Source organism: Paraburkholderia mimosarum LMG 23256 = NBRC 106338, from assembly GCF_000739815.1.
GTDB lineage: Bacteria > Pseudomonadota > Gammaproteobacteria > Burkholderiales > Burkholderiaceae > Paraburkholderia > Paraburkholderia mimosarum.
The window spans coordinates 49823-76044 of sequence record NZ_BBJJ01000008.1 but is presented as its reverse complement, the minus strand read 5'-3'; the positions used below and the strand labels follow the sequence as shown (position 1 = coordinate 76044).

General features: G+C 65.2%; 21 protein-coding genes. 3 read left to right on the top strand and 18 right to left on the bottom strand.

Features of this window, described 5'->3' with window-relative positions; translation table 11 throughout:
* Nucleotides 1-10: 10 nt before the first annotated feature.
* Together BMI01S_RS08985 and BMI01S_RS44030 are read left to right on the top strand one after the other, a co-directional pair.
* The gene (locus BMI01S_RS08985; RefSeq protein WP_028210015.1) at nucleotides 11-1243 is read left to right on the top strand and encodes a ribosomal protein uL16 3-hydroxylase; all 1233 of its coding nucleotides are present in this window, start codon (nucleotides 11-13) and stop codon (nucleotides 1241-1243) included.
* A gap of 230 nt (nucleotides 1244-1473) precedes the next feature.
* On the top strand, nucleotides 1474-1737 hold the full coding sequence (locus BMI01S_RS44030) for a hypothetical protein (RefSeq protein ID WP_081715826.1): 264 nt from the start codon (nucleotides 1474-1476) through the stop codon (nucleotides 1735-1737).
* Between the two features lie 171 nt (nucleotides 1738-1908).
* Here BMI01S_RS44030 and BMI01S_RS08980 read toward each other — a convergent pair whose 3' ends face one another.
* The 3 genes from BMI01S_RS08980 to BMI01S_RS41875 all read right to left on the bottom strand — a co-directional run bounded on the left by BMI01S_RS08980 (nucleotide 1909) and on the right by BMI01S_RS41875 (nucleotide 5818).
* A complete protein-coding gene (locus tag BMI01S_RS08980) occupies nucleotides 1909-4077 on the bottom strand; it encodes an ATP-dependent DNA helicase (protein WP_407668959.1) in 2169 nt (722 codons plus the stop codon).
* A 169-nt stretch (nucleotides 4078-4246) separates the two neighbouring features.
* Nucleotides 4247-4480 carry a DUF465 domain-containing protein gene (locus BMI01S_RS08975; RefSeq protein ID WP_028210017.1) on the bottom strand — a complete coding sequence of 78 codons (234 nt, stop codon included), beginning with the start codon at nucleotides 4478-4480 and terminating at the stop codon, nucleotides 4247-4249.
* Nucleotides 4481-4567: 87 nt separating this feature from the next.
* Complete coding sequence (locus BMI01S_RS41875) at nucleotides 4568-5818, bottom strand: hypothetical protein (protein ID WP_409372311.1); 1251 nt, start codon at nucleotides 5816-5818, stop codon at nucleotides 4568-4570.
* Here BMI01S_RS41875 and BMI01S_RS08965 point away from each other — a divergent pair.
* Nucleotides 5775-8144, top strand: a complete 2370-nt coding sequence (locus BMI01S_RS08965) for a Tex family protein (RefSeq protein WP_028210019.1) — start codon at nucleotides 5775-5777, stop codon at nucleotides 8142-8144. The genes BMI01S_RS41875 and BMI01S_RS08965 overlap by 44 nt on opposite strands.
* A 102-nt stretch (nucleotides 8145-8246) precedes the next feature.
* On the opposite strand, the gene BMI01S_RS08960 is transcribed toward BMI01S_RS08965, so the two are convergent.
* The 15 genes from BMI01S_RS08960 to BMI01S_RS08890 all read right to left on the bottom strand — a co-directional run bounded on the left by BMI01S_RS08960 (nucleotide 8247) and on the right by BMI01S_RS08890 (nucleotide 26033).
* Nucleotides 8247-10133, bottom strand: a complete 1887-nt coding sequence (locus BMI01S_RS08960; RefSeq protein WP_028210020.1) for a potassium transporter Kup — start codon at nucleotides 10131-10133, stop codon at nucleotides 8247-8249.
* 310 nt (nucleotides 10134-10443) lie between these two features.
* Nucleotides 10444-11013: a phosphoribosyltransferase gene (locus BMI01S_RS08955; protein ID WP_028210021.1), complete on the bottom strand. Its 570-nt coding sequence runs from the start codon at nucleotides 11011-11013 to the stop codon at nucleotides 10444-10446.
* Between the two features lie 30 nt (nucleotides 11014-11043).
* Nucleotides 11044-12390 carry an adenylosuccinate synthase gene (locus BMI01S_RS08950; protein ID WP_028210022.1) on the bottom strand — a complete coding sequence of 449 codons (1347 nt, stop codon included), beginning with the start codon at nucleotides 12388-12390 and terminating at the stop codon, nucleotides 11044-11046.
* A gap of 179 nt (nucleotides 12391-12569) precedes the next feature.
* Nucleotides 12570-13721 carry an ATP phosphoribosyltransferase regulatory subunit gene (locus tag BMI01S_RS08945; protein ID WP_028210023.1) on the bottom strand — a complete coding sequence of 384 codons (1152 nt, stop codon included), beginning with the start codon at nucleotides 13719-13721 and terminating at the stop codon, nucleotides 12570-12572.
* A 123-nt stretch (nucleotides 13722-13844) separates the two neighbouring features.
* Nucleotides 13845-14036 carry a DUF2065 domain-containing protein gene (locus BMI01S_RS08940; RefSeq protein WP_028210024.1) on the bottom strand — a complete coding sequence of 64 codons (192 nt, stop codon included), beginning with the start codon at nucleotides 14034-14036 and terminating at the stop codon, nucleotides 13845-13847.
* A gap of 47 nt (nucleotides 14037-14083) precedes the next feature.
* Entirely contained in the window at nucleotides 14084-14998 is a 915-nt protein-coding gene (gene hflC / locus BMI01S_RS08935; RefSeq protein WP_028210025.1) for a protease modulator HflC, read from the bottom strand.
* Nucleotides 14999-15011: 13 nt separating this feature from the next.
* Nucleotides 15012-16466 carry an FtsH protease activity modulator HflK gene (gene hflK, locus BMI01S_RS08930; protein WP_028210026.1) on the bottom strand — a complete coding sequence of 485 codons (1455 nt, stop codon included), beginning with the start codon at nucleotides 16464-16466 and terminating at the stop codon, nucleotides 15012-15014.
* A 99-nt stretch (nucleotides 16467-16565) separates the two neighbouring features.
* Nucleotides 16566-17735 carry a GTPase HflX gene (gene hflX / locus BMI01S_RS08925; RefSeq protein ID WP_028210027.1) on the bottom strand — a complete coding sequence of 390 codons (1170 nt, stop codon included), beginning with the start codon at nucleotides 17733-17735 and terminating at the stop codon, nucleotides 16566-16568.
* Nucleotides 17736-17809: 74 nt separating this feature from the next.
* Nucleotides 17810-18046 carry an RNA chaperone Hfq gene (hfq, locus tag BMI01S_RS08920; protein ID WP_028210028.1) on the bottom strand — a complete coding sequence of 79 codons (237 nt, stop codon included), beginning with the start codon at nucleotides 18044-18046 and terminating at the stop codon, nucleotides 17810-17812.
* Nucleotides 18047-18208: 162 nt separating this feature from the next.
* Entirely contained in the window at nucleotides 18209-19546 is a 1338-nt protein-coding gene (der, locus tag BMI01S_RS08915) for a ribosome biogenesis GTPase Der (RefSeq protein ID WP_028230463.1), read from the bottom strand.
* Nucleotides 19547-19962: 416 nt separating this feature from the next.
* Complete coding sequence (gene bamB / locus BMI01S_RS08910) at nucleotides 19963-21108, bottom strand: outer membrane protein assembly factor BamB (RefSeq protein ID WP_028210030.1); 1146 nt, start codon at nucleotides 21106-21108, stop codon at nucleotides 19963-19965.
* A gap of 94 nt (nucleotides 21109-21202) precedes the next feature.
* Complete coding sequence (locus tag BMI01S_RS08905; RefSeq protein ID WP_028210031.1) at nucleotides 21203-21832, bottom strand: YfgM family protein; 630 nt, start codon at nucleotides 21830-21832, stop codon at nucleotides 21203-21205.
* A 78-nt stretch (nucleotides 21833-21910) separates the two neighbouring features.
* Nucleotides 21911-23248 (bottom strand): histidine--tRNA ligase, encoded by a 1338-nt coding sequence (gene hisS / locus BMI01S_RS08900; RefSeq protein WP_028210032.1) that lies wholly within the window; start codon nucleotides 23246-23248, stop codon nucleotides 21911-21913.
* Nucleotides 23249-23352: 104 nt separating this feature from the next.
* A complete protein-coding gene (gene ispG / locus BMI01S_RS08895) occupies nucleotides 23353-24660 on the bottom strand; it encodes a flavodoxin-dependent (E)-4-hydroxy-3-methylbut-2-enyl-diphosphate synthase (protein ID WP_028210033.1) in 1308 nt (435 codons plus the stop codon).
* Between the two features lie 125 nt (nucleotides 24661-24785).
* Nucleotides 24786-26033, bottom strand: a complete 1248-nt coding sequence (locus BMI01S_RS08890; protein WP_028210034.1) for a helix-turn-helix domain-containing protein — start codon at nucleotides 26031-26033, stop codon at nucleotides 24786-24788.
* Nucleotides 26034-26222 lie beyond the last annotated feature (189 nt).

Below are 26222 nucleotides of genomic sequence, written 5' to 3'. Positions count from 1 at the left end.
ACATTATACGATGCCGAAGCGGTCCACAGACCACCCGGTGGGCGCGCGCAAGCGGCGCGCCTCCCTCCCCCTGGCATGCCCCGCGCCCGATGTTGCCACGCCGCTCCTGGGCGGCCTGACTCCGGCGCAGTTCATGCGCAAATACTGGCAGAAAAAGCCGCTTTTGATCCGCCAGGCGATTCCCGACATCGAAGCGCCGCTGTCGCGCGACGAGCTCTTCGAGCTTGCGGACAGCGACGACGTGGAGTCGCGACTGATCACGCATTTTCGCCGCCGCTGGGCACTCGAGCACGGCCCCTTCTCGCCCGACGAACTGCCCACACCGAAGACCCGCAACTGGACGCTGCTCGTGCAAGGCGCCGACCTGCACGACGACCGCGCACGCGCCCTGCTCGAGCGCTTTCGCTTCGCGCCGGATGCGCGCCTCGACGATCTCATGATCTCGTACGCGTCGGACGGTGGCGGCGTCGGCCCCCACTTCGATTCGTATGATGTGTTTTTGCTGCAGGTTCACGGCAAGCGCCGCTGGCGTATCGGCGCGCAGCGCGATCTCTCGCTCAAGGATGGCCTGCCGCTCAAGGTCCTCGCGAACTTCGAACCCGAGGAAGAATGGGTGCTGGAGCCGGGCGACATGCTGTACCTGCCGCCGCATATCGCGCACGACGGTATCGCCGAAGGCGAATGCATGACTTGTTCGGTCGGCTTTCGCTCGCCTTCCACGAGCGAGCTGACGAGCCAGTTCCTTTACTGGCTCGCCGAGCGCGGCGCCGACCACGGCGAGCGCAAGCCCGCGCTTTACCGCGACCCGGACCAGCCGGCCGTGGCGCATCCCGCGCAGCTTCCGCCGGCACTCGTGGAGCGTGTTGCCGGTGTGCTTGCCAAAGTGCGCTGGACCGATGCCGATGTCGCTTCGTTCGTTGGCTCCTGGCTGTCGGAACCGAAAGCCAATGTCGTGTTCGATGCCCCCGAAAAGCCGCTCGACGAAGCCCGTTTCGTTGCGCAAGCGGTAAAAGATGGGATAACACTCGACCGCAGGACGATCCTGCTTTACGATTCGCGGTCGTATTACCTGAACGGGGAACAGTGCTTGCTCAAAGAGGCAAGAAAGTGGTTGCCGGCACTGGCCGACAGGCGCTCTATTGACGGGAAACGCTTTGTAACACTCTCACACGATTCATGTGTGACAGCGTTGCTACACGAGTGGTATCGTGCGGGCTGGATTCGGACCGGGGTGCTTGCCTAAGCGCTTCGGACTGTTATACCGTATTAAAATAGTGCTTGTATGAGAAAGACAACGTATTGTCCCCGGATTTGTCGACGGTCGATACGAAAATGCCTATAATTCCCGGCCAGGCCGTAGGGAAGATTCACGCTCTTGCAGTGCGTCTCCACCAGCGGCTCAGGTCGGTGTTGGGGCACATTACCGGTATTATTTGCGCTGTTGCTTACCTTTAACCATAAAAGGACGTGATCATGAAGAAATCCCTCCTCGTAGCATCCCTGCTGGCAGCCGTTGCACTTGCTGCGTGCAACAAGAGCAGCGACCAAGCTGCTGCGCCGGCTAGCGATGCTGCTGCCGCTTCGGCACCGGCTGCTGCCGCTTCGGACGCAGGCGCATCGGCTCCGGCTGCTGCTGCGAGCGAAGCTGCTCCTGCAGCTACGGCCCCGGCTTCGGACGCTGGCGCTGCCGCTTCGGAGGCATCGGCTCCGGCTGCAGCTTCGGGCGCAAGCCAGTAAGTTGCATTCGCGCGAAGCTCGCCGGCGCCTCGGTCCCGGCGGGCATCGAAGCGAACCGTCGTATGGTCTGTCGCTTGCGCCAGCCGCGCCTCAGACATACGACGGGCAAGCAAAAAAGCCACGAACTCACGTTCGTGGCTTTTTTGTTATGCAGTGGGCATGAGTGTCGCGCTAGACGCCCTGCTCTCCTGCCTGAGCGTCCTTTTCTTCGAAGAATGCCTTCACGACCTCGATCTCCCGCGTCCGTCTGAACGGCGGCAGGCTTTGCCAGATTCGGCGCCCATACGGCTTGTCGACGAGACGCGTATCGCAGATCATCAGCACGCCGCGGTCCGTCTCCGCACGAATCAGACGCCCCGCACCCTGCTTGAGCGTGATCACGGCCTGCGGCAACTGGTGGACCGCGAACGGGCTCAGCCCTTTCTTCGCCAGCGCGTCGAGGCGCGCAGCCAGCACCGGGTCGTCGGGCGGCGCGAACGGCAGCTTGTCGATGACCACGAGCGAGAGCGCATCGCCACGTACATCCACGCCTTCCCAGAAACTCTGGCTACCCACGAGAATCGCATTGCCATAGGCGCGAAAGCGCTCGAGCAGTTCCGTGCGGCTCGCGTCGCCCTGCACGAGCAGCGGCGTATTCCAGCCGCGCGCTTCGATCGTGTCGCGTAGCTTCGCGGCAATGCGGTCGACCGCGCGCAACGTCGTGCATAGCATGAAGACGCCGCCGCCCGACGCCTCGATGGCAGGCAACGCCGCATCGAACACCGCGTCTGTGAACTGCGGCGACGACGGCTGCGGCATATTGCGCGGCACGTAGAGCAGCCCTTGCGTGGGGTAGTCGAACGGGCTTGGCAGCGTCATCGAACGGCGCGAGCTCAAGCCCATCTGCGCCGCGTAGTGCGTGAAGTCGCCGCGCACCGAAAGGGTCGCCGACGTGAAGATCCATGTGCGCGGCACGCCGGCGCGTTGCTTGGCGAAGATCGGAGCAACCGATAGCGGTGTTTCGTGCAATTGCACCGTGTGCGAAAACACCTCGACCCAGCGGACTTTCTCGTCGGCGTCGTCGGCTGCGTGCGCATCTTCATCGTTGCCGCCCACATCTGCCTTGCGCGCCTCTTGCCAGGGCGCGGCACCTTGCGCGACAGTCCAGCCTGCAAGGATGCCCTGCAGCTCGCGCGCGCGCCGCAGGCACGCGCCTAGCGACTCCGCACGCTCGGCCTGGCCGGCAAGCGCCGTGGCGAGCACGCTCAGCTCGGTCTGCAACGCATGGAGCGCGTCGAAGAGCGGGTGGTCCTCGGGCAACTGCGCGATCGACAGCCGCAGCGAATCTTCCTTGAACGCCAGCCGCACGTCACGCGCGGCGCGCTCCAGCGCCGCACCGAGCTTGACCCACTCCACGGCGTCGCGCGCGTGAGAAAGGCCTTCTGCGACGCAATCGCGCGCGAGCTCGAGAAATTGTGCCGTCGAGAGCGTTTCGCCGAAGAAGAGTGTCGCCGTTTCGGGCAATTGGTGCGCTTCGTCGAAAATGATCGTGTTCGCACTCGGCAGCAGCTCGGCCATGCCGGTGTCGCGAAGCATGATGTCGGCGAAGAACAGGTGGTGATTCACGACCACGATGTCGGCCTGCTGCGCCTCGCGGCGCGCCTGCATTACGAAGCAGTCCTTGTAATGGGGGCACTCCTGGCCAAGACAGTTATCGCGGGTCGAGGTCACCATCGACCATACCGCCGCGGTCTCGGGCACGCTTGCGAGCTCCGCCTTGTCGCCCGAGCGTGTGATCTTCGCGAAACGCACGATTTCCTGGAGGTACGCGGTTTCCTGCCGCGACGGCAGGCGCCCGTTGTCGGCCGTGCGCTGCAGGTAGTAATGGCACAGGTAGTTGGCGCGACCCTTGAGCATGGCCACGCTCACGGGCACTGCCAGCGCGTCGCGCACGGTGGGAATGTCGCGCGCGAAGAGCTGATCCTGCAGATGCTTCGTGCCGGTCGAGACGACCACCTTGCCACCCCACAGCATGGCCGGCACGAGGTACGCATAGGTCTTGCCGGTGCCCGTGCCCGCCTCGACGATCAGCGTGTTGTCGCCCGCTTCGGCGGCGGCACTCACCGCTTCCTGGGCGCCCGGCTGCGCCGGCGCGCCGCGCTCGAGCCGCCGCGCGGGGCGCGACTGAGCTTCGAACATCGCGGGTTCAGGCAGCGATTGCGCGGCGGCTTCCATTGCGGCCGCGACCGCGCGCGCCATCTCGATCTGCGCAGCGCGCGGGCGATAGCCGTCGATCTCCCGCGCGAGCAACCCGTCGGCAGCGAAGAGCTCCTCGAGTTCTGCCACGCGGCGCGCGCTCAATACCGGCGCGGCGGCAGTTTGCGTGGCGCGCGCGTCAGCCTCCGGCGCGCCGCTTTCGCGCGCGGGCCGGGAACGGGAAACGGTCGTTGAATTCAAGGCAAGCGGTTCCTGCTCGGTCCGGAAGGGCGCTGGCCGACTGCCGCGCCCCGGCGCCTGCCAGGACCCGGAATCAGGCGTGCCCGTCCGAAGTCTTCGTTGAATCGGGGTCCAGCTGCAGTTGCAGCAAGATGATGTTGTCCTTGACCTTGAGCTTGCGCTTCTTCAACCTTTGCAGCTCGAGATCATCGTAGTCCGCGGTGCCGGACATCCGGTCTATCAGGCGGTCCAGATCGCCATGTTCCGATTCCAGTTGCAGAATGCGGTCACGAAGGACCTCGGCCTTGACTTCACGATGCTCGCGCATGCTCGCCTCCTCGACATATGCGGCGCGCGCTTGCGAAGGACGACGCGCCTGAGGTTGCTGTCCGGCTCAAAAAGCGTGCTACTCGTACTACTGGTCCTGCTGCTGCCTTTGCTGCTGATCTGATTGTTGCTGTTGTTGCTGTTGTTGCTGTTTTTGCTGTGCCTTCCCGGCCGCCTGCTTCTGACGTTCTTCGACGTCAGCCTTATGCTTCGCTGCGTCTTCCTGCTTCTGCTCGAAGCGCTGGGCCTTCCCGGCACGTTCCTGCGCCTTCTGTTCACCCTGGCGATGCGCTTCGTCCAGTTGCTTCTGGTAGTTCGCCTGCTTCTGGTCGTACGCTGCCTGGTTCGCGTTGCGCTGCGACTGCTCACCAGCACGCTGAGCCTGCGCCAGCGCATGCTGGCGCTGCTTTTCCTGATACGACTGCTCGTTCGCCGCGCGCTGCGGCGCCTCGGCCTGGCGCTGCGCCTGATCGAGCGCGTGTTGCTGCTGCTTCTGCTCGTACGCCTGGGCGCTCGCCGCTTCGTTCGCGGCTCGCTGCGGCGCGTTGGCTTCGTCCTGCGCGCGCCGCAATGCAGCCTGCTGGTCGCGCTCCTGGGCATGCGCCGCACGCCGCTCTTCGTCGAGCGCCAGTTGCTCGCGCCGGATATCTGCCTGCACGACACGCATTTGGTCCCGTGCACGGCCAATGCAATGATTCACGAAGAACGTGCTGTAGCAGTTGTGTTCAGCAACGCCAAAACGATAGTTGTTCTCCGCCGTACGACGGTCCAGCACCTGTTGCCGCGCGTCGAAATCGCTCTGCCGCGACGCCTGCGCTCCAGGCGCGCCTGCCGCATCGGACGCCGCCAGCGGCACGTTGCCCGAAGCCCCCTGTTGCGCGACCGGCGCGACCGGCGCGCTCGCCGCACGCTGCTGCTCCAGCGGCCCGGACACCCCGACCGCTTGCGCAAGGGCCGGAACGCTCGCTCCAAGGCTCAACGCGACGGCGCAGATTGCGCCGCGAAGGGGCAACCGCCGAATGGCGCCAGCAGGCGCGTGAAACCGGGCAAGATGCGAAACGGAAAACAAGCGGAAGGTCGTCAACGTCTTCTGTGGGCAGCGGAACATGGCTGAAATTCTAACACCCCCCGGGTTGAGCGCTCCGGCATTTATGGCAAAATGCCCCGCTCCAACGGCCAGTGCGCGCACCGGGCCAACGCCCGGAGCGCCGGGGCCAGCCGAACGCTGAAGCCCGCACCGAGCGCCGGAATGCAACCCGGACCGCAACCGATCCTCGCAGGAATATCCAGACCCTATGACGGAAACCGTAGCACTGAAAATCGTCCAGCGTATCGCCAACGAGCTGACCGTGCAGCCGCGCCAGGTCGCAGCCGCCGTGCAGCTACTCGACGAAGGAGCGACCGTTCCGTTCATCGCCCGTTATCGCAAGGAAGTCACGGGCAATCTCGACGATACGCAACTGCGCACGCTCGAAGAGCGCCTGCTCTACTTGCGCGAACTCGAAGACCGCCGCGCCGCGATCCTCGCGAGCATCGAAGAGCAAGGCAAGCTCACCGACGAGCTGCGCGCCGCCATCGAAAATGCCGACAGCAAGCAGGTTCTCGAAGACCTCTATCTGCCGTACAAGCCCAAGCGCCGCACGCGTGCGCAAATCGCACGCGAAGCCGGCCTGCAGCCGCTCGCCGACGCGCTGCTCGCAAACCCGCTCCTCGACCCCCAAACGGAAGCCGCGCAGTACGTGGATGCCGAGAAGGGCGTGGCCGACGTAAAGGCCGCGCTCGACGGCGCGCGCGACATTCTCTCGGAGCAGTTCGGAGAGACGGCCGAATTGCTCGGCAAACTGCGTGACTGGCTGCACAACCAGGGCGTGGTGATGTCGAGCGTGGTCGAAGGCAAGGAAAACGAGGAAGGCGAGAAGTTCCGCGATTACTACGACTACGCCGAGACCATCAAGACGGTGCCGTCGCACCGGGCGCTCGCGCTCTTTCGCGGCCGCAACGCCGGTGTGCTGATGGTCAAGCTCGGCCTTGGCGGCGAGCTGGACGCGCAGGTGCCGCACCCGGGCGAAGCGATGATCGCGCGTCACTTCGGCATCGCGAACCAGAACCGCCCGGCCGACAAATGGCTATCCGACGTATGCCGCTGGTGCTGGCGCGTGAAGGTGCAGCCGCACCTCGAAAACGAGTTGCTCACGAGCCTGCGCGAGCAGGCGGAGAACGAAGCGATCCGCGTGTTCGCGCGAAATCTCAAGGATTTGCTGCTTGCCGCGCCGGCGGGCCCGAAGGCCGTGATCGGCCTCGACCCGGGGCTGCGCACGGGCGTGAAGGTGGCCGTGGTCGACCGCACGGGCAAGGTGCTCGCCACCGACACGATTTACCCGCACGAGCCCCGCCGCGACTGGGACGGCTCGCTCGCGAAGCTCGCACGCATCGCCGCGCAAACGCAGGCGGAGCTCATCAGCATCGGCAACGGCACGGCTTCGCGCGAAACCGACAAGCTCGCGAGCGAGCTGATTTCCAGGCATCCCGAGCTGAAGCTGCAGAAGATCGTGGTTTCCGAGGCAGGGGCGTCGGTTTATTCGGCGTCCGAACTGGCCGCCAAAGAATTCCCCGAGCTGGACGTCTCGCTGCGTGGCGCCGTTTCCATCGCGCGGCGCCTGCAGGATCCGCTCGCCGAACTCGTGAAGATCGAGCCGAAGGCGATCGGCGTGGGCCAGTATCAGCACGACGTGAACCAGCGCGAACTCGCGCGCTCGCTCGACGCCGTCGTCGAGGACTGCGTGAACGCCGTGGGCGTCGACGCCAATACGGCCTCCGTCGCCCTGCTTGCGCGCGTGTCGGGCCTGAATTCGACGCTTGCGCGCAATATCGTCGATTACCGCGATGCCAACGGCCCCTTCCCTTCACGCGAGCATCTGAAGAAGGTGCCGCGTCTGGGCGACAAGACCTTCGAACAGGCCGCGGGCTTCCTGCGCATCAACGGCGGCGAGAATCCGCTCGACCGCTCCTCGGTGCACCCGGAAGCGTATCCCGTCGTCGAGCGCATGCTGGCGAAGATCAAGCGCGCGATCGGCGACGTGCTTGGCAACCGCCAGGCCCTGTCGGAGCTCTCGCCCACCGAGTTCGTCGACGAACGCTTCGGTCTGCCAACGGTGCGCGACATCCTGAGCGAGCTGGAAAAACCGGGCCGCGATCCGCGCCCCGAGTTCAAGACCGCGACGTTCCGTGACGGCGTCGAGAAGGTGTCCGACCTCGTGCCGGGCATGCTGCTAGAAGGCGTCGTGACGAACGTGGCCGCGTTCGGCGCGTTCATCGACGTGGGCGTGCACCAGGATGGGCTCGTGCACGTCTCGGCCATGTCGACGAAGTTCATCAAAGACCCGCATGAAGTGGTCAAGGCTGGCCAGGTCGTCAAGGTCAAGGTGCTCGATGTCGACGTGAAGCGTCAGCGCATTGCGCTCACGATGCGTCTGGACGACGAACCGGCAAGCGCGGGCGCGTCACGCAGTGGCGGCAGCGCGGGCGGTGCGGGCGGTGCGGGCCAACCAGGCAACCGTGACAGCCGCGGCGGCGGCAATCGCGAATACCGTGGCGGTCAACGTTCGCGCGACGCAGAGCCGGCCGGCGCCATGGCCGCGGCATTCGCGAAGCTCAAACAGCGCTGAGCCCCGCACGACACGACGTGAGCCTCAGCCGCTCACGTTGTGTACGCAACAAAAAAGGCACTCGTGAGTGCCTTTTTTTCTTTGCGTGTAGAAACGCAGCAATCAGATCTCGATCTTCGTCCCGAGTTCGACCACCCGGTTGGCCGGAATGCTGAAGAAGTCGGTGGGTTTCGCCGCGTTTTGATGCATCCACGCGAATATACGTTCACGGAAGATCGACATGCCGGGAAGTTGCGTCGGCACGACCGTCTCGCGCGCGAGGAAGAACGACGTGTCCATCATCTCGAACCTCATGTTGTGCGTGCGGGAAATTTCCTCGAGCACGGCCTGCACATCGGGCGTTTCGTTGAACCCGTAATCGGCCTTCACGAGATAGAGCCCGCCGCCGATATCCCTCACCGTCACGCGCTCGGCATCGGCCACATAGGGGATGTCGCGGATCACGAACGTGAGGAAGATGGTGCGCTCATGCAGCACCTTGTTGTGCTTGAGGTTGTGCAACAGGCTCACCGGCACGAGCGCCTCGCTGCCCGTGAGATAGATGGCCGTACCCGAGACGCGGTGCGGCGGGTGCGCAAGCAGCCCCTGCAGGAAAGGCATGAGCGGGATACCGTCGGCGGCCGTGCGCTCCTTGACGATCATGCGGCCTTTGAACCACGTCATCAGCAGGAAGAACAGCAGCGCCCCGATGCCGAGCGGCAGCCAGCCGCCCTCTTCGACCTTGAGCAGGTTCGCGCCGAAGAAGCCCAAGTCGACGGCCAGCAGCACCGAAATGATGCAGGCGACGAGCGCCTTGTTCCACTTCCACACCTTCGTCATCACGACGGCGACGAGCACCGTGGTGATCACCATCGTCGCGGTCACGGCGATACCGTATGCGGCGGCCAGATTGTCCGAACTCTTGAAGGCGACGACGATGCACAGAATGATGAAGAGCAGCATCCAGTTCACGACCGGCACGTAGATCTGGCCGATGGCGAGATCCGAGGTATGCAGCACCTTCATGCGCGGCACGTAGCCGAGCAGGATCGCCTGGCTCGTGAGCGAGTAGGCACCCGAAATCACGGCCTGCGAGGCGATCACCGTGGCGATGGTCGAGAGCACGACGAGCGGCAGCAGCGCCCACTCTGGCGCGAGCAGGAAGAACGGGTTTTCGATCGCGCGATGGTCCTGCATCAGCAGCGCGCCCTGCCCGAAGTAGTTGAGCACGAGCGAGGGCATCACGAGCGCGTACCAGGCGTAGCGGATCGGCTTCGCGCCGAAGTGGCCCATGTCGGCGTAGAGCGCTTCCGCGCCGGTCAGCACCAGCACGACGGAGCCGAGCACGACATAGGCCTGCAGCATATGCGCGCCCATGAAGGCGACCGCATAGTACGGATTGAACGCCGCGAGGACGCCAGGCGCCTGCACGATGCGCGACACGCCGAGTATGCCGATCGTCACGAACCACAGCACCATGATCGGCCCGAACAGCCGGCCGACGAGGGCGGTTCCGTGCCGCTGGATCCAGAAGAGCGCGATCAGGATCACCATCGTGAGCGGAAGCACGAGGTGCGAAAGCTTGGGCGCGGCGATCTCGAGACCCTCCACCGCCGAAATCACCGAGATGGCGGGCGTAATCACCGCGTCGCCATAGAACATGCACGCGCCGAAGATGCCGAGCGCCGTGATCAGCGCGGCCGACTTGCTCTTGCGGCTGAACGAGCGCATGGCGAGCGCCATCAGCGCGAGCACGCCGCCCTCGCCGTTGTTGTCGGCGCGCATCACGAAAAGGACGTATTTGACGCTCACGACGATCACGATCGCCCAGAACAGGAGCGAAATGACGCCGAGTATGGAGGTCTCGTTGAGCGGAATGCCGTGAGATGGGCTGAACGCCTCTTTCAGGGAATACAGCGGGCTCGTGCCGATGTCGCCGAACACCACGCCGATGGCCGCTACGGCGAGAGAAGGTAGCGGCTGCTTGGCCACGTGTGTGCTAGTTGTCATATACGCGGTAATCCGTTGCGAGGCGGAAAAAACGAGCGCTATTCTAAACCGGGCCGCGGCAGAAACCGAGCACCCGTCGCAGCACAGCGACACCCCTTGTCCCCGCGCAGTTTAGCACCGGCCCCAAATGCCGTCTGCCCAGGTGCGCCCGGCGCGCGCATGGCGGCCGAAGGGAATGTGATGTGCCAACAACCGCCTCGAAGCGCTGTGCACTTCGCACGCCAGGCAAAAAAAAACGGAGCCTTGAAAGCTCCGTCGCTGGATCTGGCCGCCGCTGGACCGAAAGCCCTTGCAGCAGTTCAGCCCTGGATTACTTCTGCTCGTCCTGCGCTTGCTGCAGGCCACGCTTGATCCACGCACCGAGATTGTGCGGCCGCACCGTATCCCACTCCTCGAACGGCTGATGGATCCACGGATTGGTCGGCAGATGCTGGACGAAATAGTCCGGCTTCACTTTCGAGCAGCCTTTGTACCAGAGCACCGCCGAACGCACGCCGGTCACCGCCGGATAGCGCTCCTTGAGGTGCTCCTGCACGCGCGCGAGCGTGACGCCCGAATCGACGAGGTCGTCGACGAGCAGCACATTGCCTTCCAGGTGACCGCGCGTCATCGTGATGTACTGCGCGATGTCGAGATCGCCCTGCTGCGTGCCTGCCGCTTCGCGGTACGAACTCGTGGCAAGAATGGCGAGCGGCAGGTCATAGATGCGCGAAAGCTGGTCGCCCACGCGCAGGCCGCCGCGCGCGAGACACAGGATCTGATCGAATTTCCAGCGCGATTCGTGCACCTGCAGGGCGAGCAATTCGATCAGCCGGTGATACTCGTCCCAGCCGACCCACAGGTGCTTGTCGTCGTTGCGCGGATCCGTCATTTGAATCATTTGTGCTTCTACCTCGTTGCTTCTTGTTCTTTACACCTTGAACGGATGACGCAGCAGGATCGTTTCGTCACGATCCGGACCGGTCGACACCATGTCGATCGGCACGCCGGCGACTTCCTGCACGCGCGAGAGGTAAGCCTGGGCGCTCTTCGGCAGCGCGTCCCATTGCGTGATGCCGATGGTGCTTTCGTTCCAGCCTTCAAAGGTCTCGTAGACCGGCTCGCACGCGGCCACCTGCGACGCACCGCGCGGCAGGATGTCGACGTCCTTGCCGTCGACCTTGTAGCCGACGCACAGCTTCACTTCGTCGAGGCCATCCAGCACGTCGAGCTTCGTGATGCACAGGCCCGTCACGCCGTTGATCTGGATCGAGCGGCGCAGCGCGGCGGCGTCGAGCCAGCCGGTGCGGCGCGGGCGGCCCGTGACCGAACCGAATTCCTTGCCCACCTTCGCGAGCGTGAGGCCCACTTCTTCCTGGCGGTCGGCGTTGTCGGCGTCGTACAGTTCGCTCGGGAACGGGCCTGAGCCCACGCGCGTGCAATACGCCTTGGTGATGCCGAGCACGTAGTTGAGCTTTTGCGGACCGACGCCCGCGCCCGCCGAAGCCGCGCCCGCGACGCAGTTGCTCGACGTGACGAACGGATAGGTGCCGTGGTCGATGTCGAGGAGCGTGCCTTGCGCGCCTTCGAACAGCAGGTTGCCGCCCTGGTGGTTCACGTCGTACAGACGTCGCGAAACGTCCGTGACCATGGGCTTCAGACGCTCCGCGTACGAGAGCATCGTGTCGAGCGTTTGCTGATAGTCCACCGGGGCCGCGCCCAGGTACTGCGTGAGCACGAAGTTGTGATAGTCGAGGTTCTCGCGCAGACGCTCGGCAAATACTTCCGGCTCGAACAGGTCCTGCACGCGCAGACCACGGCGCGCGACCTTGTCTTCGTAGGCCGGACCGATGCCGCGACCCGTCGTACCGATCTTCGCCGCGCCGCGCTTCGCTTCGCGCGCCTGATCGATGGCGATGTGGTACGGGAGGATCAGCGTAGTCGCTTCGGAGATGAAAAGGCGCTTCTGGACGTCGATACCGGCTTCTTCGAGTTCGCCGATTTCCTTGAAGAGCGCCTCGGGCGAGAGCACCACGCCGTTGCCGATGTAGCAGGCGACGCCGGCGCGCATGATGCCCGAGGGGATCAGCCGGAGAATGGTCTTCTTGCCGCCGATGATGAGCGTATGGCCGGCGTTGTGACCGCCCTGGAAACGCACCACGCCTTGCGCGTGGTCCGTCAGCCAGTCGACGATCTTGCCCTTGCCCTCATCGCCCCATTGGGTGCCCACGACGACGACATTGCGCCCCGGGGTTACATTCACTGCGCTGGCAGACATGGTGTTTCGTTAGCTGGTTAAAAACGTATTTTACCTGGGTTCGGCGACAAGGCCGCCTTTTTTTCCGGAGATTCGCGGAATTTCCTTTTGCGCTCAACGGCATGCACGCTGCGAAGCGTGCTTCGGCGAGCGTGTGCGGCGGCGTTGCGGGCGGTATCAATGACCGCCCCGGTACCGCATCAGGCGCGCTGCTCGACGACCCAGACGCCGTCGCGCTCGACGAGCACGCGGTCGCACGCGAACTCGTCCATGTCGTGTTCGTGCCCCGGCAGCGCCTGGATCACGACCTCGCCCGCGTCGCGCAGCGCGGCGACGGCGGCGCGCAGCGCCTCGTCGTGACGCCACGGCGCGAGAATCGCGCTGCTGCGTGCTTCGACGGGCGAAATGCGCGCCACTTCGCGCAAGTCGAGCGAAAAACCCGTCGCCGCGCGAGCCCGGCCGTAGGCCACGCCCACCTTGTCGTAACGGCCGCCGCGCGCCACGGCGTTCGGCACGCCGTCCACGTAAGCCGAGAACATCACGCCGCTGTGGTACGCGTAGCCGCCGAGATCGGCGAGATCGATCATCAGTTCCGCGCCCTTGACCTCGCGAGCGAGGAACGCGAGGTCGTCGAGCGCACGGGCGATGCCGGCCAGCGCCGGCAGACGCGTGCGCGCCTCGTCGATCACACTGGCGTCGCCGTAGAGCGACGGCAGCGCACGCAGCGCGTCGCGCGACGCGGCTTCGAGGTTTTGCGTGAGTTCCGCGAGGCGCGGGACATCCTTGCCGGCGAGCGCCTCATACAATGCGTCGCCGAGCGCGGCCGCAGCCGGATCCGCCTCGAAGATCGCGGCGAGCACGCCCGCATGCGACAGGTCGAGGCGCACCTTCGCGAGACCCGCGAGGCGCAACGCGTCGAGCATCAGCTGCTGGATTTCGAGGTCGGCTTCGAGCCCTGCATGGCCGTACATTTCTGCGCCGATCTGGATCTGCTCGCGCGTCGCATGCAGGCCGCGCGGGAGCGTGTGCAGCACGTTGCCCGCGTAGCACAGGCGCGTCACGCCCTGGCGGTTCAGCAGATGTGCGTCGATGCGCGCGACCTGCGGCGTCATGTCGGCGCGCAGGCCGAGCGTGCGGCCCGAGAGCTGATCGACGAGCTTGAACGTGCGCAGGTTCAGGTCGCGGCCGCTGCCCACGAGCAGCGACTCGAGATACTCGAGCAGCGGCGGCATGACCATCTCGTAGCCATAGGCGCGGAAGCGGTCCAGCAGGCGGCGGCGCAGCTCTTCGATCTTGCGCGCTTCGGACGGCAGCACGTCCGCAATGTTCTCGGGAAGTAACCAGGTCGACATCGGTTGAGTCCTACGACAATGAGGGCCGTGCGCGGCAAGGCGCCACGCGGGCCGAAAATCCGGAATCCGGCGAAAAAACGCAACGGCGCACGACGGCAGCCAACCGCGCCGGTCGGCGATCCATCAGGTCGCCAGCATCAGCAGCACGAGGCCGAGTCCCATCACGATGAGCCCGCCGATCCGGATGTGATGCGGCGGCCGTTCCGCGATTTTACGAAATGTGTCGCGCCACGCCGTCGGAAAGACGAAGGGGAACATGCCCTCGATAATCAGCATCAACGCGATCGCGAGCAACAGGGAGCCAGCTATGTCCATGCGAAGAAATGCGCCGCGCAGTGCGCGGCGCGAGCGTCTCGTGTTGTCTAGTGTTTGCGCGGCGTGGCGGGAGCGGCCGATGTATCACCGCTATTGGCACCACCGTTAGGACCACGCATGAAGCGGAAGAACTCGCTCGACGAATCGACCACGATGACGTCGCCGGGCCGGAAGCTCTCGCGGTACGCCAGCATGCTCCGATAGAACCGGTAGAAGTCCGGGTCGCGCCCGAACGCCTCGGCGGCGATCGCGGCGGCCTTGCCGTCGCCCTCGCCCTTGATGGCTTGCGCCTCGCCGTAAGCGTCGGCCACCACGCCCTGCTGCTTGCGCTGTGCATCGTCCTTGATCTGCTGCGCCTCGGCCGCGCCCTTGGCGCGGATATCGGCAGCGGCCTGCTCGCGCGCGGCGCTCATCCGCTTGAAGACCGTTTCGGCCTGTTCGGGCGTGTAATCGACGCGCGTGAGCTCGATCGCGATCACGTCGATGCCGAGCGGCGCCGCGGCTTGCCTGAGCGCGTCGCGCGCGCCGCCGGCGATGGCTTCCTGCTGCGCGAGCGCCTCGGTGAGCGTGACTTTCGATATCGCATCGCCGATCGCGTCGCGCGAAAGCGAGGCGAGACGGTCGGAAAGCGTCTGCGCATCGCCCTTCGTGGCAGCAAAGAGCTTGAGCGGATCGGCAATGCGATAGCGCACGACCGGGTTCACGAGCAGCTCGATCTTGTCCGAGGTCGTGTGGCGATCGGCATCGGGTGCGTCGAAGGCCTGGATGCGCGTATCGATGAAGGTGACGGTCTGGAACGGCGGCGGCAGCTTCACGTGCAGCCCGGGATCCGCGAGCGTGGCATTGGCCCCACCCGACGAGGAAACGATGGCCACGTGGCGCGGATCCACCATGAAGACGGCGGACGAGGCGACCAGCGCCGCAACCACGACGGCGACGACGAGCGCAATAATCTTGTTCATGTTGGCGCTCCCGTTATTGCGCGTCGTCTTCGCGGCCGCGCGAGCGGAACGCGTCGCGCGAACGGAAGGCGTCGCTCGCGGCGGCTGCCGCGTCACTGGCCGTGGCGGCGGGCGTCGCGCCTTGCTGCTGCGCGCCTTGCGGTTGGGTACCCTGTTGGGTACCCTGCTGCGTGCCCTGCTGCTGCACGCCTTGCTGCGACTCGCTGCCGACTGCGGGCGCGGAAGCGGCGCCAGCCGCCGACGCGGCGCTGGCCGAAGCCGCAGCCGCGCCCGCAGCGCCGGTCGCCGCGGCGGCGCGTTGACGCGTCTCGTCGACCAGCTTGTCGAGCGGGAGATAGATCACGTTGTTGCCCGACTTGTTGTCGACGAACACCTTCGTCGCATTCGCGTAGATGTTCTGCATCGTGTCGAGATACATGCGCTCGCGAATCACCGCGGGCGCCTTCGCGTATTGCTCGTAGACCCGCGTGAAGCGTTGCGCGTCGCCCTGCGCCTGCGCGACCACGCGCTCGCTGTACGCCTTGGCGTCGTCGATGAGACGCGCTGCGTCGGCCTGTGCGCGCGGCAACAGCTGGTCGGCATAGGCCTGCGCGTCGCGCTTCGCGCGATCGCGCTCCTGGCGCGCCTTCGCCTCGTCGTCGAGTGCGGCCTGCACCTGGTCCGGCGCCGAAACGCCCTGGATCGCCACGCCGGTCACGCCGAGGCCCGTCTTGTATTCATCGAGCGCATGCTGGATCGTATCGGCGAGTTGCGCGCGGATCGGCTCGCGGTCCGCATAGAGCAGATCGCTCGTGCTGCGTGCGCCCGCCACGGTGCGCACCGCCGCCTGCGCCGCCTGTGTGACGGCGAGGTCGGGATCGACGCTGCGAAAGAGATAGTCGGTTGGCTGCTTCACCTGGTACTGCACGGTGAAGCGCACGTTGAGAATGTCGCCATCGTGCGTAATGACTGCGGCGTCCTTCACGTTGGCCGCACGCACGAGGTTGCTGCGGCCGATTTCGATGGTGCGGATCTGACCGATATTGACGATTTCATGAGTCTGGAACGGATACGGCATGCGCCAGTGCACGCCCTGGCCGACCGTATGGCGGTACTGGCCGAACTGAAGCACCACGCCCGCCTGCCCTTCCTGAACCACGAACACGCCGCTGCCCACGTAGATCGCGATCAGCACGCCGAGCACGATGCCCACGCCAATGCGCGCACCGTGCCCATTGTCGGGACGCGGCCCAAAGCCGCCGGGGCCCTTGCCCTTGCGCCCGAAGAAAGCAGACATGCGGCGGTTGAAGTCCCGCCACATTTCATCGAGATCCGGCGGACCGTCCCCCTTGTCGCCGTTGTTGCCAGGCGGGCGACGCCCGTCATCAGAACGCTGGCCATTGCCCTCGCCTCGCCCCCAACGCGGGTCGTTCAGCGAGAAAATGGCGCGCGCGCGCTGCCAGCCAGTCCGCTTGTTGTAATCGTTCACCTGTGTTCGTTCACCAGAGTAGACAGCGGGTCAATTGCGTGCGGAATCGATCGGGAGCCGCTGGGCCGGCCTTGCGTGCAAGGGCGGTGCGGGCGCGCTTCAGCGCTCGTGCTCGGGTTCCCAGCGAGGCTCTTGCTGCGCCGCATGCCAGTCGGAGGCCAGTGGCTGCGACGCGTCGACTAGCGGCTCGGCAGTCGCGATTTCGGCGATGACGGAGCGCAGCGCATCCAGTCCGACACCCGTGCGTGCGCTCAAAAAGACGCGCGAAATATTACCATATTCATCGCGCTCGACCGTTCCGCCGCGGGCCGCCAGTTCAGGCACGGCGTCGATCTTGTTGAAGACGAGCACCTGGCGGATCGTGTCGGCGCCGATATCTCGCAGCACCTCGTTCACCTGATCGATCTGGTCGAGGCGCACGGCGCTCGATGCATCCACCACATGCAGCAGCAGGTCGGCCTGAACCGTTTCCTGCAGCGTTGCGCGAAACGCGGCGACGAGCTGGTGAGGCAGCTCACGGATGAACCCCACCGTATCCGAGAGCACGATCTGACCGACTTCATCGCCGAGCCAGACGCGCCGCGAGGTCGTATCGAGCGTGGCGAACAGCTGGTCGGCAGCGTAGGCCTGCGCCTTCGTGAGTGCATTGAAGAGCGTGGACTTGCCGGCGTTGGTGTAGCCCACGAGCGAAACCGACATCGTGCGGTTGCGCTCGCGCTGGCGCCGTTGCGTGCCGTGCTGGCGACGCAGCTTCGCGAGCTTGCCCTGCAGCATCTTGATGCGCTCGCCGATGAGCCGGCGGTCGGTCTCGAGCTGCGTTTCACCGGGGCCGCGCAGGCCGATACCGCCCTTTTGGCGCTCGAGGTGAGTCCAGGCGCGCACAAGACGCGTGGCAAGGTACTGCAATTGCGCGAGCTCGACCTGCAGCTTGCCTTCGTGGCTGCGCGCGCGCTGCGCGAAGATATCGAGAATGAGGCTCGTGCGGTCGATCACGCGGCGATCGAGCGCACGCTCCAGGTTCCGTTGCTGGGCCGGCGACAGTGCGTGATTGAAAATGACGATTTCGATGTCGTTGGCTTCGCAGGCGAGACGCAGCTCGTCTGCCTTGCCGCTGCCGATGAACATGGCAGCATCGGGGCTGGCGCGACGACCGGTGAGCGTGACGGCAGGATGTGCGCCCGCGCTTTTGGCGAGCAGGCTGAGTTCTTCGAGACTGGCTTCGAAGTCGGTCTTGCCGAAGTCGATGCCGACGAGTGCGGCGTTGATCAAATTAGCGGATGTCAAAATGAAAGCGGCCGGACCCGAGCAGCCTGTGACGCGCCCCGGGCCGACCGCGTCATGGGTCAGGACGCTTCCGCATCCGGGTGGAAGTTCACCGGACGTGCCGGGACCACCGTGGAAATGGCGTGCTTGTAAACCATTTGCGTAACCGTATTACGGAGCAACACGACGTACTGGTCGAACGATTCGATGTTCCCTTGAAGCTTGATGCCGTTGACCAGATAGATCGAAACAGGCACGTGCTCCTTGCGCAGCGCGTTCAGAAACGGGTCTTGTAACAATTGCCCTTTGTTGCTCATAGCAAACTCCGTATTTTTTTGCAGGTTTAACTTATATTGGGATGAAGAAAAAGAAATCCACCACCAATCGCTACACTATAGCTGATTCTCGTTCCCCCGCGCGGTTCCTGGCGGTTCGGCCAGGAGGGCTGCGAGGGGTAGCGAACGCTACTCAGCCAGAGTCTAGTTTTTTTCTGTATAGGGATTCGTCGACGAGCGAAACTCTATGCGCAATGGAGTGCCCGTGAGCGAGAAAGTTTCGCGGAAACGGTTTTCCAGATAGCGCTTGTAGGTGTCCGTCACGGCGTCGAGCGCATTGCCGTGAATGACGATGATCGGCGGGTTCTGTCCCCCCTGGTGCGCGTAGCGCAGCTTCGGACGCACCGGGCCGCGGCGGCGCGGCTGCTGGAATTCCACCGCTTCGATGAGCGCGCGCGTGAGCTTGGGCGTGGGCAGCTTCGCCATGGCGGCGGCGTAGGCGTCATCGACCGAGCGCATGAGCGCGCCGATGCCGAACTTCTCCGTCGCCGAAATGAAGTGCATCTTCGCGAAGTCGAGGAACTTGAGCTTGCGTTGCAGGTGATGCTTGGTGCGATCGCGCGCATGATCGTCCATGCCGTCCCACTTGTTCACGCCCACCACGAGCGCGCGGCCCTGTTCCACCACGAAACCCGCGATATGCGCGTCCTGATCCGAAACTTCCTGCTGCGCATCGAGCAGCAGGATCACCACGTTGGCGTCGGCGATCGACTGCAGCGTCTTGACCACCGAGAACTTCTCGATCGCCTCGAAGACCTTGCCGCGGCGGCGCAGGCCGGCCGTATCGATCAGCGTGTACTTCTTGCCGTTGCGCTCGAAATCGACATAAATCGAATCGCGCGTGGTGCCCGGCATGTCGAAGGCGATCACGCGGTCTTCGCCGATCAGCGTATTGACGAGCGTGGACTTGCCCACGTTCGGGCGGCCGACGATCGCAATCTTCACGCCGTGCTTCGCGGCGTCTTCTTCGCTTTCCTCGGGGTGGTCTGCGTAGGCCTTCTCGAGCGCCTCGTTGATCATCTCCGTCACGCCGTCGCCGTGCGCGGCGGAAATCGCGCGCGGATCGCCGAGACCGAGTTCGTAGAAGTCGGCCGCCACTGCGCTGTACTTCATGCCCTCGGCCTTGTTGACGACGAGGAAGATCGGCCGGCCGGTCTTGCGCAGGTAATCGGCGATGTGCTTGTCCTGCGGCGCGAGGCCGTTGCGGCCGTCGCAAATGAACACGACGATATCGGCCTCTTCCACGGCCTGGCGCGTCTGGCGCGCCATCTCGTGCAGGATGCCGTCCTTCGCGACCGGCTCGAAGCCGCCGGTGTCGACCACGAGATACGCGCGATCGCCCACGCGCCCTTCACCGTAGTGGCGGTCGCGCGTGAGGCCCGACAGGTCGGCCACCAGCGCATCGCGCGAACGCGTGAGCCGGTTGAACAGCGTGGATTTCCCCACATTGGGGCGCCCGACGAGGGCGATTACGGGTTTCATCTGATCTTTTCTACAGTAAGGCGCGGCGCCGGAAAAGTCCGGCGCGCTGCGCGGCAAGTCCCGCGCCTGCGGGGTTGCGTCAGTTGCAAATTATCACGAAATTCACGAGCGGAGCCGCGGCCCCGAGCTGAAAGTGCGAAGCGACGGGGGCCGGTCGCCGCGCATCCGCCAGGCGGCGGAACGGTGGACGGCAGGCTCGCTGTTCGCCGCCGTGAAATGCGCTCGGCCGGCTCGAGCCGGCCTGTGTAAAAGGCGCCGGACCCAGGCCTCGTCGACGGCATGCATCAGACTGCCGCTCGCGAGATGCGGTCACTGCATCTGCATGCCACGCGAGTGTGCTGGTTCACGCGCCAGCCGCAGGGGCTGGCATGCAATGGACGGCGACCATCCGGGCAGCCACTCCCGGCAGACGATGCTTAATGCGGACGCAGACCGTACAGGTCGCCGTCCTTCGTCTGCACGACCAGCGTGTTGCCGGCGAGTACGGGGGCCGCCGTAATCGGGCTGCCGTCGGTCTTCACGCGCGAGACGAAGCTGCCGTCATCGAGTGAGAGGAAATGGACGTAGCCCTCGAAGTCGCCGAGCACGACCGCGTGGCCCAGCAAGGCAGGCACGCTCACGTCGCGGCTCTTGAGCTTTTCATTGGTCCAGGTCGGCTGGCCGCTCGAAACGCTGAAGGCCTTCACGACCGACCAGTCGTCGCCACCCACCACCGTCGTTTCGTCCTGGGCGATACCGCTCGTGCTCGAGAACGCCTTTTGCCACATCGGTCGGCCCGAGTTCGCATCGAAACAGCCAAGCTGCCCCTGGAACGTCACCGCGCAGGTCGTCGCGCCGACGAGCGTGGGGGGACCGCTCACGTCGTTGATCCGCTCGACTTCCGTCACGCCCTTCGGGTACGAAACCGGGGTCTCCCAGAACGCGTCGCCGCTCGCCAGGTTGATCGCAGCGAACGAGCCACCCGGGAAGCCCGCCAAGACCGCCTGATCGCCCGCGAACGTCATACCCGAAGAAACGCGCAGATTCAGCGGCACGGCGCGATTACGGTAGATCCATTTCTGCTCGCCCGTTTGCCCGTTGAAGGCGACGATCTGGCCGTCGATCGTGCGCACGATCACGAGGCCGTTACCCACGAGCGGCGGCGAGATGATCTCGCCAGGCGCCCTGGCCTGCCACGAGAGCTTGCCGTTCGCGTCGAGCACGTACACGTCGCCCTTCAGGCCGCCGACAGCCGTGAGATTGCCGTCGCTGCCCACGCCCGCCGAAATGTCGTCCTTGAGCTTCGTGCGCCAGATGTCCTTGCCCGACGCCGCGTCGATCTTCGCGACCGAGCCGTTCTCGCCCGCCGCGTAGACGGTGTCGCCCACGGCGACCGGCGAGAACAGGTAGCGACCGGCCTTGCCGACGCTCGTCTTCCACACCTGCTGGACGTCCAGCGCCGGCTTGAACTCCGTCAGCGGCACCGGCACGCGGCGCACGTCTTTCGTCGATGAACAGGCTGCGAGAGCCAGGACGGTCATCGCGAAAGCGACGGGCACAACGGTTCGTTTCAGCAGATTCATCGGTGAACGACGCATGAATGAAGTTTCTTTTGAATGGTTTCGCAATGCCACGCACGCATTGGGCGCGATCGGCACGATGATCACGACCGGCCGCTTAGCCGCCCAGCGCGTCCAGCTTGAACTGGATCAACTGGCGCTCGGAAGCGTCGCTCTTCGGCAGGCTGTCGAGCGCGAGCTTGTAGGCCGCACGCGCTTCGTCGCGCTTGCCGGCGGCCGCGAGCAGGTCGCCCCGGCCGTCTGCCACGATGCCCTTGAACGGACCCGAATCCGGCTGCGGAATCAGCGCAAGGCCCTGATCGTAGGCCTTCTCGTCGAGCAGGAGCGAAGCGAGGCGCAGCTTTGCGACCTGGCGGAATTCGTCGTCCTTAGCGTGGTCGGCGGCCCACTGCAGCTGCGCCTTCGCGCCGGCCGTGTCGCCCGCCATATAGAGCGCCTTGGCCACGGCCAGCGCTGTCATCTGCGCGTAGGCGGTGCCGCCGAAGCGGTCTTCCATGTCGGACCCGATGCGCGTGAGCATCGCCTTGTCGCTGCTGTTCGCGGCCTGCTGCACCTGGTCGTACAGCACGGCAGCTTCGGCCGCCTGGCGGCGCTGCCAGAAGTTCCAGCCATTCCATGCGGCGAGCGCGAGCAGAACGATCAGCACGACCCACGTAGTGGCGTTACCCCACTGCGCCCACCATGCCTTGAAGCTCTCGATCGATTCCTGTTCGTCGTGGTAACTCATCGCGTAGCGATTCCTCGTTTATTCTCAAGCCTGTTTTCGAATGCGCCGCGACCCCGGCGGCCCGCCTGGGCGGCCGCTTCAGTCCTCGCCGTCTTCGGCGGATGCAACCATCGCATTGATCAGATATTCGGTCAAGTCCTCAAGCGCTACCGTTTGTTGCTCGCTGCGAGCCTCCTCAGCGGTACCGCGCAGCGCCTTCACACCGGCCTCGCCCTTCGCCACTTCGTCCTCGCCGAGCACCACGGCGAACGCCGCGCCGCTCGCATCCGCGCGCTTCATCTGCGACTTGAAGCTCGCGCTCTGGCCATCGGCACTGCAATGCAGGATCACGTCGAGGCCCGTGTCGCGCAGGCGCTCGGCCACGATGAACGCCTTCTCGCGCGCGGCTTCGCCCTGGTGAACGACGTAGACATCGCAACCTTCTTCCTGCGGCACGAGATCCTCTTCCTTGAGCAGTTCGAGAATGCGCTCGATGCCCATGGCCCAGCCGCACGCGGCCGTCGGCTTGCCGCCCAGCTGCTCGATCAGCGGATCGTAGCGGCCGCCCGCCGCGACGGTGCCCTGCGCGCCGAGCTTGTCGGTCACCCATTCGAACACGGTCAGATTGTAGTAATCGAGACCGCGCACGAGACGCGGATTGATCGTGAACGGAATGTTGTTCGACTTGAGGATGCGCTGCAGCCCTTCGAAGTGCGCGCGCGAGGCCTCACCGAGGAAATCGATCAGCTTCGGCGCCTTGTTCGCGATCTCCTGCAGCGCGGGATTCTTCGTGTCGAGCACGCGCAGCGGGTTCGTGTAGAGGCGGCGCTTGCCGTCTTCGTCGAGCAGATCGACGTGCTGCTCGAGATACTTGATGAGCTCGACGCGATGCGCCGCGCGCTCTTCGGCCACGCCGAGGGAATTGATCTCGAGCTTGATGCCGGTGAGGCCGAGATCGTCCCAGAGCCGCTGGCACATCAGGATGATTTCCGCGTCCGCATCGGGACCCGCGAAACCCAGCGCCTCGACGCCCACCTGATGGAACTGACGATAGCGGCCGCGCTGCGGACGCTCGTGACGGAACATCGGGCCGATGTACCACAGGCGCTTCGGGCCGTCATAGAGCATGTTGTGCTCGATCGTCGCGCGCACGGCCGCCGCCGTGCCTTCGGGGCGCAGCGTGAGGTTCTCGCCGTTGAGCGCGTCGGTGAAGCTGTACATCTCTTTTTCGACGATGTCGGTCACTTCGCCGATGCCGCGCGTGAAGAGCTGCGTATGCTCGACGATCGGCGTGCGCAGATTTTGATAGCCGTACGAACGAAGCATGGACTTCACCGTGGTTTCGAAGAATTCCCACAGCCCTGCCTCCTGCGGCAGGATGTCGTTCATGCCCTTCACGCCCGTGAGCTTTTCGGGCTTGCGTTTTTGTTCAGTCATTGCGTTGCGGATGGACTTTCCGTGTATGCGTACGTGATCGTGCGTGGCTGGTCGTGCGAGTCGTGCAAGGGGCCGTGTCTGGCCGCGCGGATTGATCCGCGCGCTCAGTTCGTCACTTCGGCCTTGCCGTACTTGCGCGCGACGTAGTCGCTCACGATCTGCTGGAATTCTTCGGCAATGCGCTCACCGCGCAGCGTCTTCACCTTCTCGCCGTCGATGAACACCGGCGCAGCGGGATTCTCGCCCGAGCCCGGCAGGCTGATGCCGATGTTCGCGTGCTTCGATTCGCCCGGGCCGTTCACGATGCAACCCATGACGGCCACGTTCATCGTCTCGACGCCCGGATATTCATCGCGCCAGAGCGGCATTTGCGCGCGCAGATAGTTCTGGATCTGCGAAGCAAGTTCCTGGAACAGCGTGCTCGTGGTGCGGCCGCAGCCGGGGCACGCGATGACCATCGGCGTGAACGAACGCAAGCCCATGGTCTGCAGGATTTCCTGGCCGACCACCACTTCACCCGTGCGCGAGGCGCCCGGCTCCGGCGTGAGCGAGATACGGATCGTGTCGCCAATGCCCTGCTGGAGCAGGACCGAAAGCGCGGCCGTCGAAGCGACGATGCCCTTCGATCCCATGCCCGCTTCGGTGAGCCCCAGGTGCAGCGCGAAATCGCAACGCTTCGCGAGTTGCTGGTAGACGGCGATCAAGTCCTGCACGCCGCTCACCTTGCACGAGAGAATGATCTTGTCGCGGCCAAGCCCGAGTTCGACCGCGCGCTCCGCCGAGCCGATGGCCGACTGGATGAGCGCTTCGTACATCACGCTCTGCGCTTCCCACGGCTCCCTGCGCGCGCCGTTCTCGTCCATCATGCGCGCGAGCAGGTCCTGGTCGAGGCTGCCCCAGTTCACGCCGATGCGCACCGGCTTGTCGTACTTGATGGCCGCTTCGATCATCTGCGCGTACTGCGTATCGCGTTTCGCACCCTGGCCGACGTTGCCCGGGTTGATGCGGTATTTCGAGAGGGCTTCCGCGCATGCGGGGTAGTCACGCAGCAGCAGGTGTCCGTTGTAGTGAAAGTCGCCGACGAGCGGCACCGTCACGCCCATGCGGTCGAGCTGCTCGCGGACGTGCGGCACGGCCGCCGCCGCTTCGGGCGTGTTGACCGTGATGCGCACGAGCTCCGAGCCGGCTTGCGCGAGTTCCTTGATCTGGATCGCGGTGCCGATCGCGTCGGCGGTGTCCGTGTTGGTCATCGACTGCACGCGCACCGGCGCGTCGCCGCCGATCGTCACCAGCTGGCCGCCCCAGCGCACATGCACGGCGTGCGACTTGCGGCGCGGCGCGTGGCCGCCGAGGATCGGCTCGTTCGAGCAGATCTGACTGTTGCTGGTCGAGGATTGCGTTTCGCTTTGCATCGAAAAACCCATTTACGCCTCACGCGCACCGGGGCTGACTAGTCAGCGGCGGCACAGCATGAATTGAAAAAGCGTCGCGGCCGGCAACTGGTACTTGCCTCACCGCGACGCATGCCATGTTGCAATCAGGGCAGCACGAAGCGCGCGACATTGCCCCGCGCCGACGCGTACTTCGCCGCGTCGACCGGCTGACCATCGATCGTCATCGACTCGATGCCGGCCTTGTTGCCCACGGTGACCTTGAGCGGCTCCGTACCGGTGATCTCACGGGCGTCGCTGCCGTGGATCATGCCCGAGAACACTTCCTTCCCGTCCTTCTGGCGCACGCTCACCCAGGTGTCCTGCGTCACGCGGATCGCGAATGTCGAGGTGTCCGCGCCGCTGTCCGCGTTGGTGACGGCAGTCGTGCCTGGTGCAGCCTCCGTTGCCTTGGCGGCCGGTGCGCTCGCCGCCTGTGCGTGTGCTGCGCTGGCCACGCTGGCCGGCGCGGCCGCCGGCGCAGCGCTCGCAGCAGCAGGACGCGCGACTTGTGGCGCGGGCTGTTGCGCGGCCTGCGCCGCCGGTTGCGGCATGGCCTGCGGGGCCGGTTGCTGCGTAGTCTGCTGAGCAGCCTGCGGCGCGCTTGCCGCAGCGCCTTGATCGGGGGCTGCGCTGCCGTTGTCACCCGCGTAGCTTGGGGCCGCATCGCTTGCATCGCCACTTGCCGGCGTGGCCGACGGGTCCACGCCCTGAACGGCCGATGCGCCAGCGGAGCCGGTCGCCTCGCCTTGCGTCACCGTGGGCGACGAGCTGCCCGACTGTACGCTCGCGCCATTCGCCATTGCCTTCATGCGCGCAAACCAGGCCGACGATTCGCCGCTGTTCGTGTGCCACATGGAAAGGGCGAGCACCGCGATCACGATGATCGCCACGCCCCACAGCCACGAAGCGCGACGGCGCGGCGCCCGTGCGCCGCTGCCACCCAGCGAGAGCGACACCCGTCCGCGCGGCAGATCGGAGCCGGCCGACGCGGGCATCGACAGATCCGGCTGCGCGATGCCGCGCTCGCGCCGCAGCGCCTGTGTGAACGGCGTGGAGTCCGTGCCAAGCAGCTTCGCGTAGGCCCGCACGACGCCCAGTGCGAATGTCGTATCCGGCAGATGACTGATGTCGCCGGCTTCGAGTTCGCGCAGCTTCGAGACCGACACCTTCAGACGCGCCGAGACGTCCTCGATGGCCCAGCCCTTCGACTCGCGCAACTGCGCGAGACGCGCGCCGGCCGCGGCCAGCGTATCGGGGACCGCCTGCACCGGCGAGGGCGTCGCGCCCTGTACCGAACGATCAGCGTTGCTGTCAGTTCCGTCTGTACCGAAAGGGTGCTGCGGCTCGCTCATCCCAAAGTCCTTGCGTCGATTCTTTTCAATACTGGAACCGGTGGGCCGCCTTTAGCCCCGCCTCAACCCGATTCGCAGACCGTTTATAACAAAATGCGCGGCTCGTCGTCAGTCCACTCGCCGCTTCCGATCGCTTCTGCAACGTCTATTTCGATACTGCCAACGACCGCGCGTTTCCCCGCACGCCGC

Coding starts and splice junctions, on each gene's coding strand:
- ispG (WP_028210033.1), bottom strand. CDS start 24,660: ATGCAAAGCGAAACGCAATCCTCGACCAGCAACAGTCAGATCTGCTCG.
- BMI01S_RS08950 (WP_028210022.1), bottom strand. CDS start 12,390: ATGTCTGCCAGCGCAGTGAATGTAACCCCGGGGCGCAATGTCGTCGTC.
- hflC (WP_028210025.1), bottom strand. CDS start 14,998: ATGAACAAGATTATTGCGCTCGTCGTCGCCGTCGTGGTTGCGGCGCTG.
- bamB (WP_028210030.1), bottom strand. CDS start 21,108: ATGAATCTGCTGAAACGAACCGTTGTGCCCGTCGCTTTCGCGATGACC.
- BMI01S_RS08960 (WP_028210020.1), bottom strand. CDS start 10,133: ATGACAACTAGCACACACGTGGCCAAGCAGCCGCTACCTTCTCTCGCC.
- BMI01S_RS44030 (WP_081715826.1), top strand. CDS start 1,474: ATGAAGAAATCCCTCCTCGTAGCATCCCTGCTGGCAGCCGTTGCACTT.
- BMI01S_RS08965 (WP_028210019.1), top strand. CDS start 5,775: ATGACGGAAACCGTAGCACTGAAAATCGTCCAGCGTATCGCCAACGAG.
- hfq (WP_028210028.1), bottom strand. CDS start 18,046: ATGAGCAACAAAGGGCAATTGTTACAAGACCCGTTTCTGAACGCGCTG.
- BMI01S_RS08945 (WP_028210023.1), bottom strand. CDS start 13,721: ATGTCGACCTGGTTACTTCCCGAGAACATTGCGGACGTGCTGCCGTCC.
- BMI01S_RS08975 (WP_028210017.1), bottom strand. CDS start 4,480: ATGCGCGAGCATCGTGAAGTCAAGGCCGAGGTCCTTCGTGACCGCATT.
- BMI01S_RS08985 (WP_028210015.1), top strand. CDS start 11: ATGCCGAAGCGGTCCACAGACCACCCGGTGGGCGCGCGCAAGCGGCGC.
- hisS (WP_028210032.1), bottom strand. CDS start 23,248: ATGACTGAACAAAAACGCAAGCCCGAAAAGCTCACGGGCGTGAAGGGC.
- BMI01S_RS08955 (WP_028210021.1), bottom strand. CDS start 11,013: ATGATTCAAATGACGGATCCGCGCAACGACGACAAGCACCTGTGGGTC.
- BMI01S_RS08940 (WP_028210024.1), bottom strand. CDS start 14,036: ATGGACATAGCTGGCTCCCTGTTGCTCGCGATCGCGTTGATGCTGATT.
- BMI01S_RS08905 (WP_028210031.1), bottom strand. CDS start 21,832: ATGAGTTACCACGACGAACAGGAATCGATCGAGAGCTTCAAGGCATGG.
- der (WP_028230463.1), bottom strand. CDS start 19,546: ATGAAACCCGTAATCGCCCTCGTCGGGCGCCCCAATGTGGGGAAATCC.
- BMI01S_RS08890 (WP_028210034.1), bottom strand. CDS start 26,033: ATGAGCGAGCCGCAGCACCCTTTCGGTACAGACGGAACTGACAGCAAC.